Annotated in this window: 13 protein-coding genes and 1 pseudogene; 1 reads left to right on the top strand and 13 read right to left on the bottom strand. The window is 51.9% G+C overall.

Features of this window, described 5'->3' with window-relative positions; genetic code table 11:
* Positions 1 to 53 precede the first annotated feature (53 nt).
* Genes recG through gmk form a run of 5 tightly spaced genes read right to left on the bottom strand, consistent with a single transcriptional unit; the run spans position 54 to position 5,912 of the window.
* On the bottom strand, positions 54 to 2,132 hold the full coding sequence (recG, locus tag ACMGGP_RS17705; protein ID WP_022624892.1) for an ATP-dependent DNA helicase RecG: 2,079 nt from the start codon (positions 2,130 to 2,132) through the stop codon (positions 54 to 56).
* Positions 2,129 to 2,827, bottom strand: coding sequence for a tRNA (guanosine(18)-2'-O)-methyltransferase TrmH (gene trmH, locus ACMGGP_RS17700; RefSeq protein ID WP_010258414.1), 699 nt, complete (start codon positions 2,825 to 2,827; stop codon positions 2,129 to 2,131). The genes recG and trmH overlap by 4 nt, the downstream gene beginning before the upstream one ends.
* Before the next feature lie 2 nt (positions 2,828 to 2,829).
* Positions 2,830 to 4,938, bottom strand: a complete 2,109-nt coding sequence (gene spoT / locus ACMGGP_RS17695) for a bifunctional GTP diphosphokinase/guanosine-3',5'-bis pyrophosphate 3'-pyrophosphohydrolase (RefSeq protein WP_010258411.1) — start codon at positions 4,936 to 4,938, stop codon at positions 2,830 to 2,832.
* 20 nt (positions 4,939 to 4,958) lie between these two features.
* Positions 4,959 to 5,234, bottom strand: coding sequence for a DNA-directed RNA polymerase subunit omega (gene rpoZ, locus ACMGGP_RS17690; RefSeq protein ID WP_003851346.1), 276 nt, complete (start codon positions 5,232 to 5,234; stop codon positions 4,959 to 4,961).
* Positions 5,235 to 5,288: 54 nt separating this feature from the next.
* Positions 5,289 to 5,912: a guanylate kinase gene (gene gmk / locus ACMGGP_RS17685; RefSeq protein WP_010258405.1), complete on the bottom strand. Its 624-nt coding sequence runs from the start codon at positions 5,910 to 5,912 to the stop codon at positions 5,289 to 5,291.
* A 239-nt stretch (positions 5,913 to 6,151) separates the two neighbouring features.
* On the opposite strand from gmk, the gene ligB reads away from it, so the two are divergent.
* Positions 6,152 to 7,903: an NAD-dependent DNA ligase LigB gene (gene ligB, locus ACMGGP_RS17680; RefSeq protein WP_422458289.1), complete on the top strand. Its 1,752-nt coding sequence runs from the start codon at positions 6,152 to 6,154 to the stop codon at positions 7,901 to 7,903.
* Here ligB and ACMGGP_RS17675 read toward each other — a convergent pair.
* The 8 genes and pseudogenes from ACMGGP_RS17675 to ACMGGP_RS17640 form a co-directional block, all read right to left on the bottom strand.
* Positions 7,841 to 8,458, bottom strand: a complete 618-nt coding sequence (locus ACMGGP_RS17675; protein WP_010258398.1) for a trimeric intracellular cation channel family protein — start codon at positions 8,456 to 8,458, stop codon at positions 7,841 to 7,843. The genes ligB and ACMGGP_RS17675 overlap by 63 nt on opposite strands.
* Positions 8,459 to 8,891: 433 nt before the next feature.
* Entirely contained in the window at positions 8,892 to 9,536 is a 645-nt protein-coding gene (locus tag ACMGGP_RS17670) for an oligosaccharide flippase family protein (protein WP_010258395.1), read from the bottom strand.
* A 146-nt stretch (positions 9,537 to 9,682) separates the two neighbouring features.
* Positions 9,683 to 9,883: a hypothetical protein gene (locus ACMGGP_RS17665; RefSeq protein WP_010258393.1), complete on the bottom strand. Its 201-nt coding sequence runs from the start codon at positions 9,881 to 9,883 to the stop codon at positions 9,683 to 9,685.
* A 434-nt stretch (positions 9,884 to 10,317) separates the two neighbouring features.
* A complete protein-coding gene (locus ACMGGP_RS17660; RefSeq protein WP_422431896.1) occupies positions 10,318 to 10,713 on the bottom strand; it encodes a hypothetical protein in 396 nt (131 codons plus the stop codon).
* 136 nt (positions 10,714 to 10,849) lie between these two features.
* Entirely contained in the window at positions 10,850 to 12,031 is a 1,182-nt protein-coding gene (locus tag ACMGGP_RS17655; protein ID WP_498798669.1) for an alanine racemase, read from the bottom strand.
* A gap of 195 nt (positions 12,032 to 12,226) precedes the next feature.
* Positions 12,227 to 13,150 carry a kdo(2)-lipid IV(A) palmitoleoyltransferase gene (lpxP, locus tag ACMGGP_RS17650; protein ID WP_010258386.1) on the bottom strand — a complete coding sequence of 308 codons (924 nt, stop codon included), beginning with the start codon at positions 13,148 to 13,150 and terminating at the stop codon, positions 12,227 to 12,229.
* 556 nt (positions 13,151 to 13,706) lie between these two features.
* A complete protein-coding gene (locus ACMGGP_RS17645) occupies positions 13,707 to 14,195 on the bottom strand; it encodes a DUF943 family protein (RefSeq protein WP_045139500.1) in 489 nt (162 codons plus the stop codon).
* Positions 14,195 to 15,006 (bottom strand): annotated as a pseudogene (locus ACMGGP_RS17640) (DUF3289 family protein). The gene ACMGGP_RS17645 and the pseudogene ACMGGP_RS17640 overlap by 1 nt, the downstream one beginning before the upstream one ends.
* Between the last annotated feature and the right edge of the window lie 407 nt (positions 15,007 to 15,413).

The raw sequence follows: 15,413 nt of genomic DNA, 5'->3' as shown, positions 1-15,413 counted from the left end.
AAAGCAATCGTTTGCCCGACAGGGATAAAAAAGCCGAATCAGATGGGGATCATTCAGACGTTGGTATAACGGGTGTTCTCTGGCAGCCAGCGTTCAATCAATGCGCTGGCCTGTTCGGGATAGTGCTGGTGGATGTGGCGCGCCACACGCTGAACTTCGGGCACCATCGCCGCATCGCGCAGCAGGTCGGCCACTTTAAATTCGGCATTGCCGGTCTGACGCGTGCCCAGCAGTTCACCCGGCCCGCGAATCTCCAGATCGAACTGGGCAATGACGAAGCCGTCATTGCTGTCGCGTAGCACCTGTAAACGCTTCTGCGCCGTCTTGCTCAGCGGCGCTTTGTAGAGCAGTACACAGTGTGATGCCACGGCACCACGGCCCACACGGCCCCGCAGCTGATGCAGCTGCGCCAGCCCTAACCGCTCCGGGTTTTCGATGATCATCAGGCTGGCATTCGGCACGTCCACGCCGACCTCAATCACAGTCGTCGCCACCAGCAGCTGCAGTTCATTCGCTTTAAACGCCTGCATCACCGCCTGTTTTTCCGCAGGCTTCATCCGGCCATGCACCAGCCCGATGTTTAAGTCGGGCAGCGCCGTTTTCAGGGATTCCCAGCTGGCTTCTGCCGCCTGTGCTTCCAGCAATTCTGACTCTTCAATCAGGGTGCAGACCCAGTAGGCCTGACGCCCTTCGCGGCAGGCATGCTCAACCCGCGCCACAATCTCATCGCGTCGGGTATCGGGGATAGCCACGGTGGTCACCGGTGTACGTCCCGGCGGCAGCTCATCAATGGTGGAGGTATCGAGATCGGCATAAGCGGTCATCGCCAGGGTGCGCGGAATCGGTGTGGCGGTCATGATCAGCTGATGCGGATGGAAGCCCTGCTCCTCACCTTTCTCCCACAGCGCCAGTCGCTGGTGGACGCCGAACCGGTGCTGCTCATCAATAATGACCAGTGCCAGACCGTTGAACTGCACCTGCTCCTGAAACAGAGCATGTGTGCCCACCACCATCGCCACCTGACCGCTGGCTATCGCTTCCTGCTGTGCATGGCGGGCTTTGCCTTTCTGTTTTCCGGCCAGCCAGCCCACTTCAATGCCCAGCGGCGCAAACCACTGGCGGAAGTTACTGGCGTGCTGTTCAGCCAGCAGTTCGGTCGGCGCCATCAGAGCAACCTGCTTACCATGTGCGATCACGTTCAGCGCAGAGAGGGCGGCGACCAGTGTCTTACCCGAGCCGACGTCACCCTGCACCAGCCGCATCATCGGAAAGTCATTTGCCAGATCTTTCTCTATCTCCGCCACCACGCGTTTCTGCGCATTGGTCGGTGAAAAGGGCAGCGCAGCCAGCAGCTGGTCACTAAGGTTGTGCCGGGGAAGCATCGGTAAAGCGTAATAGCGCTGAGCACCGGCGCGTACCGCCAGCATGCTGAGGTTGTGTGCCAGCAGCTCTTCCAGAATCAATCTGCGTTGTGCCGGATGACGACCACTCTCCAGCTCGCTGAGTTTTAGATCGGGTGGGGGACGATGCAGCGTGCGGAGCGCATCTGGCAGGCTGATTAAACCGCCGCTCAGTTCCTGCGGCAGCAGTTCGGCAATCGGGCAGCTCTCCAGCAGCGTCAGTGCCTGATCGGTGAGATTACGCAGCGTGGCCTGCCGAATACCTTCGGTGGTGGGATAAACCGGCGTTAAGGTCTCTTCCAGCGTCACATTGCTCTGTTCGCCCTGGATCCGGTATTCGGGATGGATAATCTCAGCGCCACGCTGACCGCGTTTAATTTCACCATACGCGGTGACGCGCCGGCCCGGCGACAGGTTGTTCTTCATCCCGGCATTGAAATTAAAGAAGCGCATCGTCAGTACGCCGCTGCCATCGCTAATCTGGCACACCATCATCCGGCGGCGACCAAAGGTGATATCTGTGTGCAGCACTTCGCCTTCTACTGTGGCCCAGATACCGGGCAGCAGATCATCAATGGCATAGAGTTGGGTGCGATCTTCGTAGCGTAGCGGGAGATGAAGCAGGAGATCCTGAATGGTATGCAGGTCAATTTTGGCCAGCTTTGCCGCCTGGCTGGCACCGACGCCGGTCAGGGTACTGAGCGGGATGGCATCCAGCAGACGGCCTTTCATCTTCTTTTACCAGTCGATTGCATGGTTGCCCACCAGCTGGGATCGGCGTCGACTTCGCCCTGCGCATTGATGCGCGGATAGGGTAAACCTTTCTGTTTTGCGACCCGCGCCAGCACCGGGAATCCGCCTTCGAACAACAGACGTTGCTGCTCATCTTCGTCCAGCAGGCTGTAGTCGCGCAGGTACAGACCCGCGTTCTGCCGCTGCCGCTGTGCTTCATACAGGATCAGCGCGCAGGCGACCGAGACATTCAGCGACTGCACCATACCCACCATCGGAATCACAATCTGCCGATCGGCCAGCGCCAGCGCTTCTTCGGTGATGCCGGTTTTTTCCTGGCCCATCAGGATGCAGGTCGGAAGGGTATAATCGATCTCACGGAAATCCACGGCATCGGCAGAGAGATGGGTCGCTAAAACCTGCATCTTCTGTTGTTTGAGCTTTTTTACAGCATCGCCGATGGTGGGATGGGTGACCACTTTCACCCAACTGTTGCTTCCGGCAGATGCGGAAGCCTGAGTGCGCATCCGCTGGCTCGGCCAGACGGCGTGCACTTCGTGGATGCCGACGGCGTCCGCCGTGCGGATCACTGCGGAAACATTGTGCGGCTTATGCACCTGCTCCATACAGACCGTGAGATCGTGCTGGCGTAGTGCCAGCATCGCCTGAATCCGGGCAAATCGTTGATCGTTCATGCCTAATTACGGTTACGATGGACTTTGATCACATCCGGCATCACGCGAATTTTACGCATGATATTCGCCAGATGTACGCGATCACGTGCGGTCAGGCGGATAAAGGCGCTGTAAACGCGGCCATCACGCTCTTCGGTATTCAGGCTCTGAATATTGGAACCGGCCGTGTTGATTGCCGCCGTCAGGTTAGCCAGTGCGCCCTGATGGTTAAACATGTCGACTTTGATTTCCGCCACGAACTCCTGCTCGGTGACTTTATCCCACTCGACCGGCATGAATTTTTCGGGCTCTTTCTGGTAGCCGCGAATATTTCGACAGGATTCATGATGCACCACCAGCCCTTTGCCGGGACTGACATGGGCAACAATCGGGTCACCGGGAATCGGACGGCAGCATTTGGCGAAGGTAATCAACACGCCATCTGCACCTTTGATCGGCAGCTTACCGCGCTTGCTGTTGCTGCTGATGGCGTTGCTGTCAGCCTGCAACAGGTTCTTCGCCACCACCACGCTCATCGCATTGCCCAGACCGATTTCTGCCAGCAGATCGTCAAGCGAGGTCAGCTTCATACGATCCAGCTCCTGCCTGATATTCTCAGGCGGGATCTCAGCCAGTTTACGGCTGCCGCCCAGCGCATGGCTGAGCAGGCGGCGACCCAGATTGACGGAGTCTTCGCGCTTGAGGTTTTTCAGCAGCTGACGAATTTTTGCGCGGGCTTTGGAGCTGACGACAAAGTTGAGCCAGGCGGCGTTAGGACGGGCGCCTGGCGCGGTGATGATTTCAATCGTCTGACCGCTGGTCAGGGTTTGCGACAGCGGATAAGGCTGGCGGTCAACGCGTGCGCCAACGCAGGCATGGCCGATATCGGTGTGGACCGCATAAGCGAAATCCACCGGCGTCGCACCGGTTGGCAGCTCAACAATGCGGCCTTCAGGTGTAAAGACGTAGATCTCATCGGGAAAGAGATCGGACTTCACGCTTTCAATAAATTCAAACGAACTGCCCGCACTCTGTTGCAGCTCCAGCAGGCTTTGCAGCCAGCGCTGAGCGCGAATCTGTGCGGTGGTGCCACTTTCGCCCGCCTGTTTATAAGCCCAGTGCGCAGCGACCCCCATTTCCGCCATCTGATCCATATCCTCGGTGCGAATCTGTACTTCGACCGGCACGCCGTGCGGACCAATCATTGAGGTATGGAGCGATTGATAGCCGTTCGCTTTGGGGATGGCGATGTAATCTTTGACGCGGCCCGGACGCGGTTTATACAAACTGTGCATCTGGCCCAGAACGCGATAGCAGGTATCCAGATCTTTCACGATGACGCGAAAGGCATAGATATCCATGATCGAGTGAAAACGCTGCTCTTTCAGCGTCATTTTGCGGTAAATCGAGTAAAGATGCTTTTCACGCCCGCTGACGCGGCAGGGAATGCCCGCTTCCTGCAAACGGCCGTCGATCTCAGAAAGAATCTTCTGGATCATCTCTTTACGATTACCGCGCGCGGCTTTCACCACCTCTTTAATGACCCGATAACGGTTCGGATAGAGGGCCTCAAAACCGAGCTCTTCCAGCTCTGTTTTAAGATGATGAATACCCAGGCGGTGCGCCAGCGGACTGTAAATCTCTAACGTTTCCAGCGCGATGCGGCGACGTTTGTCCGGGCGTAATGCGCCGAGAGTACGCATATTGTGGGTGCGGTCAGCCAGCTTGATGAGAATGACGCGGATATCCTGCACCATCGCCATAATCATCTTGCGGAAGTTCTCTGCCTGCGCTTCTTTCTTGTCGCGGAATTTCAGCTTATCCAGCTTGGAAACGCCTTCGACCAGTTCCGCCACGCTTTTACCGAACAGTTGTTCCATGTCCTGGTAAGTGGCAGGCGTATCTTCGATCACGTCATGCAGCAGCGCGGCCATGAGAGTTTCATGGTCGAGCTTCATTTCCGCCAGAATACAGGCCACGGCAACCGGATGGGTGATATAAGGCTCACCGCTGGAGCGTGTCTGTCCCTCGTGGGCATCACGTGCGACAAGGTAGGCTTGCTGGAGGCGCTTGATCTGCTCCTCTGGCAAGTATTTTTCAATCAGTTGATTGAGACTTTCAAACAGATACAAGGGCGACCTGCAGGTGGCTGTTAACGACGACCTTCAGCGATAGCGGTAACGGCCTGTAACTCAGCGGCTTCCTGCTCTTGCTGTTCCTGACGATCACGCACATCTAAAATCTGATTGGTGACCAAACCTTCTTCGATTTCGCGCAGGGCGATAACGGTAGGTTTATCGTTCTCTTCCGGAACCAGTGGATCTTTGCCGCCTACCTGCATCTGACGTGCACGACGTGCAGCGACCAACACCAGGTCAAAACGATTACCAACTTTTTCTACTGCGTCCTGAACGGTTACGCGTGCCATAGGTGTGCTACTCCACAGATGAAGAAATGACTGCGCATCATACTGAAACTGTATTCAGACTGCCAACAGTTTGCTGATTAAAGCATCGTGACGCGCCTTCTGACGCGCCATACGCAGACGTTCTGCGCGAATAATGGTTTTCAGATCGGACAGCGCCAGATCGAAATCATCATTCACAATTAAATAGTCATACTCGGCGTAGTGGCTCATTTCCGCTACCGCCTGAGCCATGCGACGCGTGATCACCTCTTCGCTGTCCTGGCCACGACCGCGCAGACGGCGATCGAGCTCTTCTTTCGAAGGCGGTAAAACAAAGATGCTGCGTGCGCCAGGCATTTTGGTGCGAATTTGCTGCGCACCCTGCCAGTCGATGTCGAGAAACACGTCAACGCCGGTTGCCAGCACCTGCTCAATAGCATGGCGCGAGGTACCGTAATAGTTGTCGAAAACTTTGGCATGTTCGAGGAAAGCCTCTTCCGCGATCATCTGCTCAAATTCATGCTTCTCAACAAAAAAGTAATGTTCGCCATGGGTTTCACCCGGACGCATACCGCGCGTCGTGTGCGAAACAGAGACCTGCGTATCATACAACGGCTGGGTCTTTAACAGCGCCTGAATCAGGCTGGATTTACCTGCGCCGCTGGGAGCAGAAACAATATAGAGCGTGCCTTGAGCCATGGTTTTCTTGAATTGATTAAAAGCGGAGTCGATTTCCTGCACAGTATACACAGCTTCCCGCCGCCACGCAGCGTTTGCGCAGCGGCAACACCCAACTTTTGCGCATCTTCGCGCAAATCTCTGTCGGACGACTGTAATTATCCCCTGATTGCGACGGCATTCCTTCCATAGCTGAACATCACCTCTGGCTGACGCTGAAGCACTGGTATTGAATGCTGCAAAACGTCAGGAGAGAGATCATGAAAGGATTCGGCTGGCCGCTGTTTGCGGCTGCTCTGTGGATCGTCCTATGGCCTGCGCATAGCGCCCTTTGTCCGGTCTGGACTCCCACCCGGGCGACAGAAGAGATCCGTCGTCTGCAACAGCAGCTGCAGCACTGGGATGATGCTTACTATCGTCAGGGGCAGAGTCCGGTGGCTGATGCAGATTATGACAGTCTGCAGCAGCGACTGAATCACTGGCAGCACTGCTTTAACCCTCCGCAGCCCGCTTACGCACCGCAACTGCCGGGTGAGGGTGAGCACCTGCATCCGGTCGCCCACACGGGCGTAAAAAAGATGCGCGACAAGCTGGCCCTGGCTTACTGGATGCAGGGGCGGCACGATCTCTGGGTGCAGCCGAAAGTGGATGGCATTGCCGTTTCCCTGGTTTATCGCCACGGCAGACTGGTTTCACTGTTGAGTCGTGGTGATGGATTACGCGGTGAAGAGTGGCTGGCTAAAGCCGCCTGGATCCCTGCGATTCCGCTGCAGATCGAGACCGGACTTGAAGAGGTTGTGCTGCAGGGTGAGCTGTTTCTCTCGATGACCGGTCATCAGCAGGCAGTTGATGGCGGCAGGAATGCGCGCTCACAGGTCGCTGGCGCCATGATGAGCAAGCAGCGGGTTCCTCTGCTGGACTCGCTCGATATTTTTATCTGGGCCTGGCCAGATGGCCCCGCCACGATGAGGGAACGCCTTCAGCAACTCAGCCGATGGGGACTGGGCGTTGCCGCAAAATGGAGCCACAGCGTTAAAGACGAAGAGGAGGTTGCAGCGTGGCGGAAGCGCTGGTTTCATGCTGAGCTGCCCTTTGTCACTGACGGTGTCGTCGTTCATCAGAGCCTGCGACCTGCGGGCAAAAACTGGCTGCCTGGAGATGGAACATGGGCCGTTGCCTGGAAATATCAGCCTCCGGAAGTCAGCGCTGAAGTGCTCTCCGTCGATTTTCCAGTCGGCCGAACCGGGAAGATAGCCGCGGTACTTAATCTGCAGCCGGTACAGCTGGATGATAAGACGGTCAGGCGGGTCAATGTTGGATCGCTGCGTCGCTGGCAGGAGAGCGATATCGTGGCGGGAGATGTCATCACACTGAGTCTGGCAGGCCAGGGCATTCCCCGGCTGGAGCGGGTGATCTGGCGCGTGGCAGAGCGGCACTATCCTCAGCCTCCCGACGCGTCGCGCTACACGCCGCTGAGTTGTTACACCTTCAGCGCTGAATGCCAGAAGCAGCTACTGGCAAAATTACGCTGGCTCAGTCAGAAAACGGTACTGAATATTCCTGGCGTTGAGCGCAGCACCTGGCTGCACTTACTGGAAACCGGCAGTATGACGCACCTGTTCGGCTGGCTGACGTTAACACCGGAACAGATCGCCGCCGCAACGGGCCTCTCTCGGGAGCGGGCGGGTCAGCTCTGGCACCGTTTTAATCTCACCCGTCAGCAGCCGCTTCGTCGCTGGGTGGATGCCTTAGGTGTTTCACTGCCGCGGAAGGCCCTCAATGCGCTGCCCGATCAGCAGTGGGAGAGCTTAACGCAGCGGGATGTCAGGGACTGGCAAGCTTTACCGGGTGTCGGGGCGGCGCTGGCAAAGCGCCTGGTTACGCAGTTCCATGATGCCCGCCTGCAGACGCTGATCGCTTTTCTGAGACAGCAGGGAATTCCCGCATCCTCAATGCTCGGGATGGGGATAGTTGAAAATCGGCAAACCAAGACGGAAGCGCAGCGCCAGTAAACGGGCGAAGAATCCGAACAGCAGGGTAATGATAATCACCGCTTCATGCGCCAGTGTGGTTTTCAGCAGCAGGATATACATCCAGCCAGAGGCGAAAGCGATACCGGCGTAGAGTTCCTTCTGAAACACCAGCGGAATGCGATTACAGAACATGTCACGCAGTACGCCGCCAAAGACGCCGGTAATGACCGCACTTATCGCGGCAATAATCATGGCGTGTCCTGAATCGAGCGCAACCTGCGCGCCGATAATAGAAAAGACCACCAGTCCTAACGCATCGAGCACCAGAAACACTTTGCGCAGATGCGTCATCAGGGGTGCCAGGAAAGTGGTCACTACCGCCGCCGCTGCAACAATCATGATGTATTCGGGATGTTTCACCCAGCCCAGCGGATAGTGACCCAGCAGGATGTCGCGCACCGAACCGCCACCAATGGCGGTCACGGACGCGATAATGATGACACCGAACAGATCCATTTTGCGACGCCCCGCCGCCAGCGCACCCGTCATGGCTTCAGCAGTAATACCAATAATGTAGAGAACGGTCAGTAACATAGCAGACTCCAGTAAGACGGCGGCAAGACTACGGCATTGCTTGAGAGACGGCGCCGAAGATTTTCTGGCGATCGGCGTCCGGGATGAGCGCAGTTTATACCAGCCAGCGCTGGCGTCATCATAGAAAGACTTTTTTGCGAAGGGACTGCGGCAGGTGATTGAAAAAGTTGAGAGGAAACAACGTACAGAGGGTTTGCGCGTTCCGGCGTGGGGTTTTCCCACTCAGGGCGGGCGGTGAACTGACGACGATCGCCAGATAGCCGCTGGTCGAAAACCAGTTTATACAGGAGATAAAAAAGGGCTGGATGCTGCGGGAAAAGAATCGATCAGGTAAATATTGCGACAGACTAAATAAAAAGAAAAGGCGTGCTGGTTAACAGCACGCCAACGCATCGTTTCGGATGCTCAGAGCCCACCATACAGACTTATTTTATTATTTGTTTCTTGCACGAATTTTAGAAAATGCATTCAGGCTAAAACGGTATTCCGGCTGGAACCATGAACGACCGTAGTAGCAGTAAATCAGCATACGAATGGATGCCATCGCCAGGTAACCCCAGATCGCACACAATACTGAAGGGGTCAGCCAGACGGTAAATAAGGTGACGGCAAGTCCGGCTAATACCGAGGAGGTTTCAGCAAAAGCGATACGGGTATATTGTTTTTCGCGCTGTAATATCGCACGGTAATGCTGACCCTGTGGGATGATAATAAACACCACTGAGACCATCTGCAGCATTAATGCCAGTTCAGGCTGATCAAAAAGGCTGGTCAGCAGATGGCTGCCAGTAAATAACAGACCAAACACCGCGACCCCCATCAACATATTACCCCAGTAGATCGTGGAGAGGTCATTGATAGAGAGAATCGAGCGGCGGATCAGCGTATTTGAGAAGCCCCGATCGGCCAGAGTATCGATAGCCAGTAAAGCTATCACGGCGATCGCCAGCAGATTGAGCTCATTCGCCTGCAGAATCTGCGCCAGCAACGAGAGTTGTAATACGCCGATGCCAATAATTTTGATTGAAGAGAGCAGAGACCATTTTGCGCCATTCAGACTGCTTTCACGTATTGCCATAATATACTCGTTAGAGTCCATCGACTCTGTGAGAATTAAATAGTTGTGTAACGGCAAGGAGAGGTTGCTGTAACACCGTTAGTTAGTGCAATTTTTCCGGCCGAAGTCCTGAAAACGCTTTACAGGCTTGCCATGTTATTATGGATTCAATCAAATGATGCCTGGATAAAAAAGATATCCCTGGTAAAATCGCTGTTTCGTGTCATGGCGGAATTCCCTTCAGCGAATAAGAATTCCGCCAGATCACGAATAAATCCTGTTGTAGTTTTATATTCTCCTGCCAGCATCCTTGCGGCAATCTCAACGCATTCTTTTTCTGATAACAAAGGATACGTTGAGCGGTCCATGAATTTTTTCCTGCTTTATCATTATGGGTATTGCTGTGTGTGGAATGATTTATACATTGTTTTATTTAATTTAACACCATAAGAAAAGTCTGATTACGCGACCGCAGAAATAAATGGTTTCACTTTATGCATGATAAATATTAAATCCCCAGCAGATTGCTAATAAACGATTGTTAATGATTAATGTATGGGTCAGTCAGAAATTGTTTGTGCGGCAAACAAGGAGGCCCGAAATCAGAGGGGGGCGCCTGCCTTTCAGAGGATTTTGCCAGGATTTTTCCTGGCAGCGATGCTTAAGCAGGGTTGGTGATAAATGCGTAAGGATGATGAGTAATCAGATAAGCGCTTTATGATTTATCGTCGAAAGTTTTTCTATTTTTTTTCATTAACGGCCAGTGATAAATGCAGAGAAAAAGGCGCGCTAAGTCATTGATTTATTGTGTAAGAAGCTGGTTGAGTTTCTCAAGATCGTTGCTAACCCATTCAATATCCTGCTTAAATTTCTCATCTGAAGTAAATGGCTGGCGATAAACCGTTACCATCACCTCGGCGCCCTGTTCGTTTGCTATCACGCGCATCGGTACGTAGATCTCCTTTCCCGAGCCGCTATCAATCCAGTGATCCATTACCCCAAACGGATTATGTGGCGAGAACCGGATCTTCACATTGCCCAGGGGGCCTTTAGCACGCCAGCGATTGCCATCGGGTTCTAACGCACTGTGCGTCAGCCCGGAAGCCCACTTTGGGAAAAACTCTGGCTTCCAGATGGTTTCATAAAGATCTAACCAGTGACGTGGAATCGTCAGGCTCAGAGTGCGAGAGGAGAGCATGTAACCTCCGGTGAATAAGCTAAAAAGGCATTAAAGCATGGGGTCAGGCTTGTTAAAACGTTGTAACAGCAGAAGTGTGGTGTTGAAAGGGTTTCGTACAAATGGCAGACAACGGATGATGCTGTCTGCCACTGACTCAGATGAAATTGCCGCGCGCAGAAACCACATGATCTTCGCTATGGCCGTTAGCGTGCCGCAGAACAAAGCCGTCCGACTGCGCCATCACGGCACAACTGTGATTAGGGAAAATACGCAGCAGCGTGCCGACTTCAGGGCGGCGATCCTGATAAAGCAGAAAACCGTGCTCCTCAGATAATTTTGTCACTTCATAAGTCTGACCCGCTTCGTCGGCTGCCACACCAAAGCCGCTGGCATTGGTGCCGTGTGGCCCTTTATCCGAACTCAGCATTTTTGACCCGGCATCCACAATCGCGAAATGATCGTTCACCGCCACGACACGGGTAATGACGCTCATTGCCAGCTGATCGACGTGACTTAATCCGAGACGGCAGGCGGTAAGGTCCAGTAGTGCATAGTTTCCGGGCCGGATTTCATGAATGCAGGGTGCAACCTCTGCTGCCAGCGCCGTAGGCGTTGAACCTACAGAGAGAGGGCAGTCGGTAAAACCAGCCGCCTGCAGTTTTGCCTGTACTCGCTGCATCAATGCCGTTTCCTGCCGGGCGACATCCGCAATGGCCGTGGCATTCCCGGCACCATAAGCGTGGCCGGCATGTGATACTAATCCGGCAAAGCGTAACCCTTTGTCCTGCAGCGCCTGAGCAATCAGCACCGCTTCATCTGTATCAGGATTGACACCTATCCGATGTAATCCAACATCAACCTTAATCGCTACCGCCAGGTCGCATTCCGGTTGCTGCTGGCAGGCATCAGCAATAGCCGCCACGCCCTGCAGTCTGTCCGCAATCAGGGTGAGCTTTGCCTGATGAAGCACAGCGTGGCGCAGCAATTCAGCCACGCTTTGCGGTTGCACAATCGGGTAGGCTAATAGCAGATCACGAACACCGCCCTGAATAAAGCTGATGCCTTCGCTGGGCTTAGAGACGGTCACACCCTGTGCACCGGACGCGATCTGACGCTGCGCAATCCAGACGCTTTTATGCGTTTTGATATGGGGTCGCAACGCGACGCCTGCCGCACTGGCTTTGCGCTGCATATGCTGCAGGTTCTGCTCCAGGCGCTCTGCATCCACTTCAATATAGGGCGTAAGGCGATCATCAATCAGCGGACGCTGCCACTGCTGTGTATCGTTGATATCCATAAGATTGTCCGGCATTGACGAGGTAAGAGGATTCATCATTCCTTAATTATCTCTTTGATACCAGCCTGCCGGACGCAGACAGGTGTGCTGAACAGCAGAAACTGTAGAGGTAGCTATAACGGCAGAGGCAGTATAAGAGCATAGCAAACGAGAATGAGAGAGTGGACGTAAAGCAGATGTCGTTCAGCAGATTAAAACAACAAAGCAGGCACGAGGCCTGCTTTATCAGTTAACTCAGACGTAGAGCGACTTTTCACCCGGTGGCCGGGTTTTGAAGCGACGATGCAGCCAAAGGTACTGTTCGGGTGCGCGAAGGATCTGATTTTCGATCACTTTGTTCATATAAGCTGCAGCAGCAGCCTCGTCCGTATGAGGATAATTTTCCAGCATCGGTTCGATGATCAAATGGTAGCCATCATTTCCTGGATTACGAATCAGCATAATCGGCACCATCGCTGGCTTCGCCAGACGCGACAAAACAAAAGTCCCGTTAGTCGTGGCGGCTTTTTCCACCGCAAACAGCGGCGCAAAGGTGCTGCCTTTAGGGCCGTAATCCTGGTCAGGCGCAAACCAGACCGATTCACCCTGTTTCAGGGCATTAACCATACCGCGTAGATCACGACGGTCGATCATCGCTTTATTTGAGCGCATCCGCCCTTTGGTCTGCACATACTCCATCGCCTGGTTATTGTGTGGGCGATACATCGCCATCATTGGCTGACAGAGTCCGCTGATGCGGCCGCCCAGCTCCAGTGACATGAAATGCACACCAATCAGCATCACGCCTCGCTTTTCTTTCTGCGCGGCATGCAGGTTTTCCATTCCCGACACTTTAAACAGACGTCTTACCGCACGGTCAGACCAGAACCAGGCAACACCGGTTTCAGCCAGCGCCATCCCGAGCGACGCAAAATTGCCGGCAATCATATGTTCTGTTTTTTCTTCGCTGATGCCCGGAAAGCAGAGTTCGATGTTACGACGGGTAATACGCTCGCGGCGCTGCAGGAAATGGCGAGAGATTTTGCCGGCACCGGCACCGAGACGCATAAGAACAGGATAGGGGAGCTGGACCAGCAGCCAGAGTACGCCAAGGCCAAACCAGGTAAACCAATAACGCGGATGCAGCAGCGAACTGCTAAATTTTCCGGTGTTTTTCATTAACAACCTTCATGGGATAGAGGGATGCATCGCACAAAGAGCACTTCCATGAGTCTTAAGGCGGTACAGCTGTACTGATTTCGACCAACATTTTATCAAAAAGTGCCTTCAAAGAAAGGGAAACTCCGGCATCTACAGGATTGACCTGTTTCATGGAGAGGAGTTAATACCGGCTATAAAAGTACATTAATCATATAAAATCATTATTTTTCAACTGTTTAATCTAAGTCTGAAAGCAGCTTTAATTGTAAGTGAGGCCGTTTCAGGAACAGTCTGGAAATGATTATTTATTTATCTTTACCTGATTCTGATGCTGGCCGCGCTGAAAAAGCGATCAATTCGCGGAAGGAGCTAACTCTTTAAGTGCTGACAGCGCCTGAAAGGGGAACAAAGCGCCGCTGCGAGCGCTTTGTTGAGTGGATATTACTCGATCTTCTGGATATGAATGATGATTTTGAGTAAATCTTATAAAAATCAGCTTCTTATTTTGGTTTTTTATGACGATTTACTATTCTACTCATCAATCCAGTTTCCGATGAGCACAGCTACAAGCTCATCAGCTTACTGGCTTGATGGTTGTCGTAAATCTTTCACCTTTGACCAGTTCACCGGATGGTTTTCGATAGTAAGACTTTCCATCAAGACGGTAGTAAGTGTAACCATCCTTTGTCTTAGTGATTTCCATGATCCAGGTTGACTTGTCTATACAATTTTCTTCTGTTTTCATGTCGTCGAAGCATAATAAGTAATCAGTATCATGGTCTGGAAAAGCCCCTGAGTTCCTGGGAGCGAGCTTTTGATACTTCCCATCAAACTTCCAGATTGAAACATTGTAAGTTTCAGGGGAAGAGATGGTTTTAACTCCATTATTATCCCACCATTCGATTTTATCGCTATCAGTGAAAGGCATATTTTTAACTAATAATTCTTTATTAGCTTCAGGACCATGAATTGCAAGCACCTTTGGAGAACTAAAGAAGCTCACGTAAAACAATAGTAATATTGCCAATGCCACAATAAAAATAATAATCTTTTTAATTCGCATTAGTTTCTCCTGCTATTTATTTCAAACTCAGCTTTCATATTGGTTAAAAAAGGCTTAAAAGCAAAGTGTTCCCATCTTTGAAGGATAAACCATATACGAAAGGCTCTGATAAAATGAAATTTAGGATTCTGGATGTCAGTTTTATCGAGACCGAAATGATCCTGCCCTGTAAAAGTTATTTTTGCGATATAACCATTGTCAGTTATATCGAGCTGGTTTATCAGTATGTTTGTAGCATGAATATCATGTATCGACATACCTAATCCATTGAAACTGTCAGCCCAACGGTTAAACTTAGGAAGTATAGAATTGCCTATAGCTTGTGTTATTAAATCTTTATCTGTAAATGATAAGCTTTTTGTCCATCAACAATAATTTTATCTAATGAAGATTTGATTACTGTAAGTGGTGAGAGTGGCGATGTTTGACCACCTAATATTAGCGTCTTATATGCACTATCAAGAAAGGGACTGGAATAGCTTTTTCCGTTACCGTGATAAAGATGCTTTACGAGATTGTTGAATATTTGATGTTGCCCAGGGTAATATGCAGGCATAGAAAGACGAAGAAACTCATTGAAAAGAAGTTCAGCCATTTTCGTTCTGGATTTTCGACGGGTATCCTGAAAGGCGTTAAATATTGATACTTCCTTTCCAGTCCAGGGATTGACGACATTTGAAACATCATCCAGGTCTAAATCACTTCTTAGCTGTTTTTCAGTGAGATCTCCACACTTCATATCATCAGTGCTGTAATCGTTAAACTTGTGCTTCGTTTGAAAAATGGTGGCAGGAAACTTCAATGCTGGCATGATGACTTCCTTGTGATATTAATGTTTCATCCTGAAAAATAATGTAATTAATCGAATGCTAAATTATTTTAATATCGACATATCTGTAAAATCCAATGCTTCTTTGCTACAGCCCTGTTCATATAACTACCAGCCGCAGGTATTAAGCAGACTGATGTAATACTAAACGGCATGGTCGGAAAAGTGAAGGCGTGTAAGTCCCACCTTTCATTATGACCAATGTCTATCCCTGACCTCACAGGAAAAAATGTTACCCATATAACTGACCTGTTAAACCAGACTCAGGACTACACCATTCTGACTATTCATTTATAGCTGGTTAAGCAGACGAGTTCCCCACTTTACTCCCAAAATCATTGAACTTTGACAGTGGAATATGGGCATCATGGAAAAGTAAAAAAGCCCAT

Origin of the sequence: Curtobacterium sp. BNK-1, assembly GCF_048685235.1 — a bacterium.
In the GTDB taxonomy this organism is placed as follows: Bacteria; Pseudomonadota; Gammaproteobacteria; order Enterobacterales; family Enterobacteriaceae; genus Pantoea; species Pantoea agglomerans.
Note: the sequence above shows the minus strand (reverse complement) of the source record. Positions and strands in the feature narration are given on the sequence as shown.

Coding starts and splice junctions, on each gene's coding strand:
- recG (WP_022624892.1), bottom strand. CDS start 2,132: ATGAAAGGCCGTCTGCTGGATGCCATCCCGCTCAGTACCCTGACCGGC.
- trmH (WP_010258414.1), bottom strand. CDS start 2,827: ATGAACGATCAACGATTTGCCCGGATTCAGGCGATGCTGGCACTACGC.
- rpoZ (WP_003851346.1), bottom strand. CDS start 5,234: ATGGCACGCGTAACCGTTCAGGACGCAGTAGAAAAAGTTGGTAATCGT.
- gmk (WP_010258405.1), bottom strand. CDS start 5,912: ATGGCTCAAGGCACGCTCTATATTGTTTCTGCTCCCAGCGGCGCAGGT.
- ligB (WP_422458289.1), top strand. CDS start 6,152: ATGAAAGGATTCGGCTGGCCGCTGTTTGCGGCTGCTCTGTGGATCGTC.
- ACMGGP_RS17675 (WP_010258398.1), bottom strand. CDS start 8,458: ATGTTACTGACCGTTCTCTACATTATTGGTATTACTGCTGAAGCCATG.
- ACMGGP_RS17670 (WP_010258395.1), bottom strand. CDS start 9,536: ATGGCAATACGTGAAAGCAGTCTGAATGGCGCAAAATGGTCTCTGCTC.
- ACMGGP_RS17665 (WP_010258393.1), bottom strand. CDS start 9,883: ATGGACCGCTCAACGTATCCTTTGTTATCAGAAAAAGAATGCGTTGAG.
- ACMGGP_RS17660 (WP_422431896.1), bottom strand. CDS start 10,713: ATGCTCTCCTCTCGCACTCTGAGCCTGACGATTCCACGTCACTGGTTA.
- ACMGGP_RS17655 (WP_498798669.1), bottom strand. CDS start 12,031: ATGATGAATCCTCTTACCTCGTCAATGCCGGACAATCTTATGGATATC.
- lpxP (WP_010258386.1), bottom strand. CDS start 13,150: ATGAAAAACACCGGAAAATTTAGCAGTTCGCTGCTGCATCCGCGTTAT.
- ACMGGP_RS17645 (WP_045139500.1), bottom strand. CDS start 14,195: ATGCGAATTAAAAAGATTATTATTTTTATTGTGGCATTGGCAATATTA.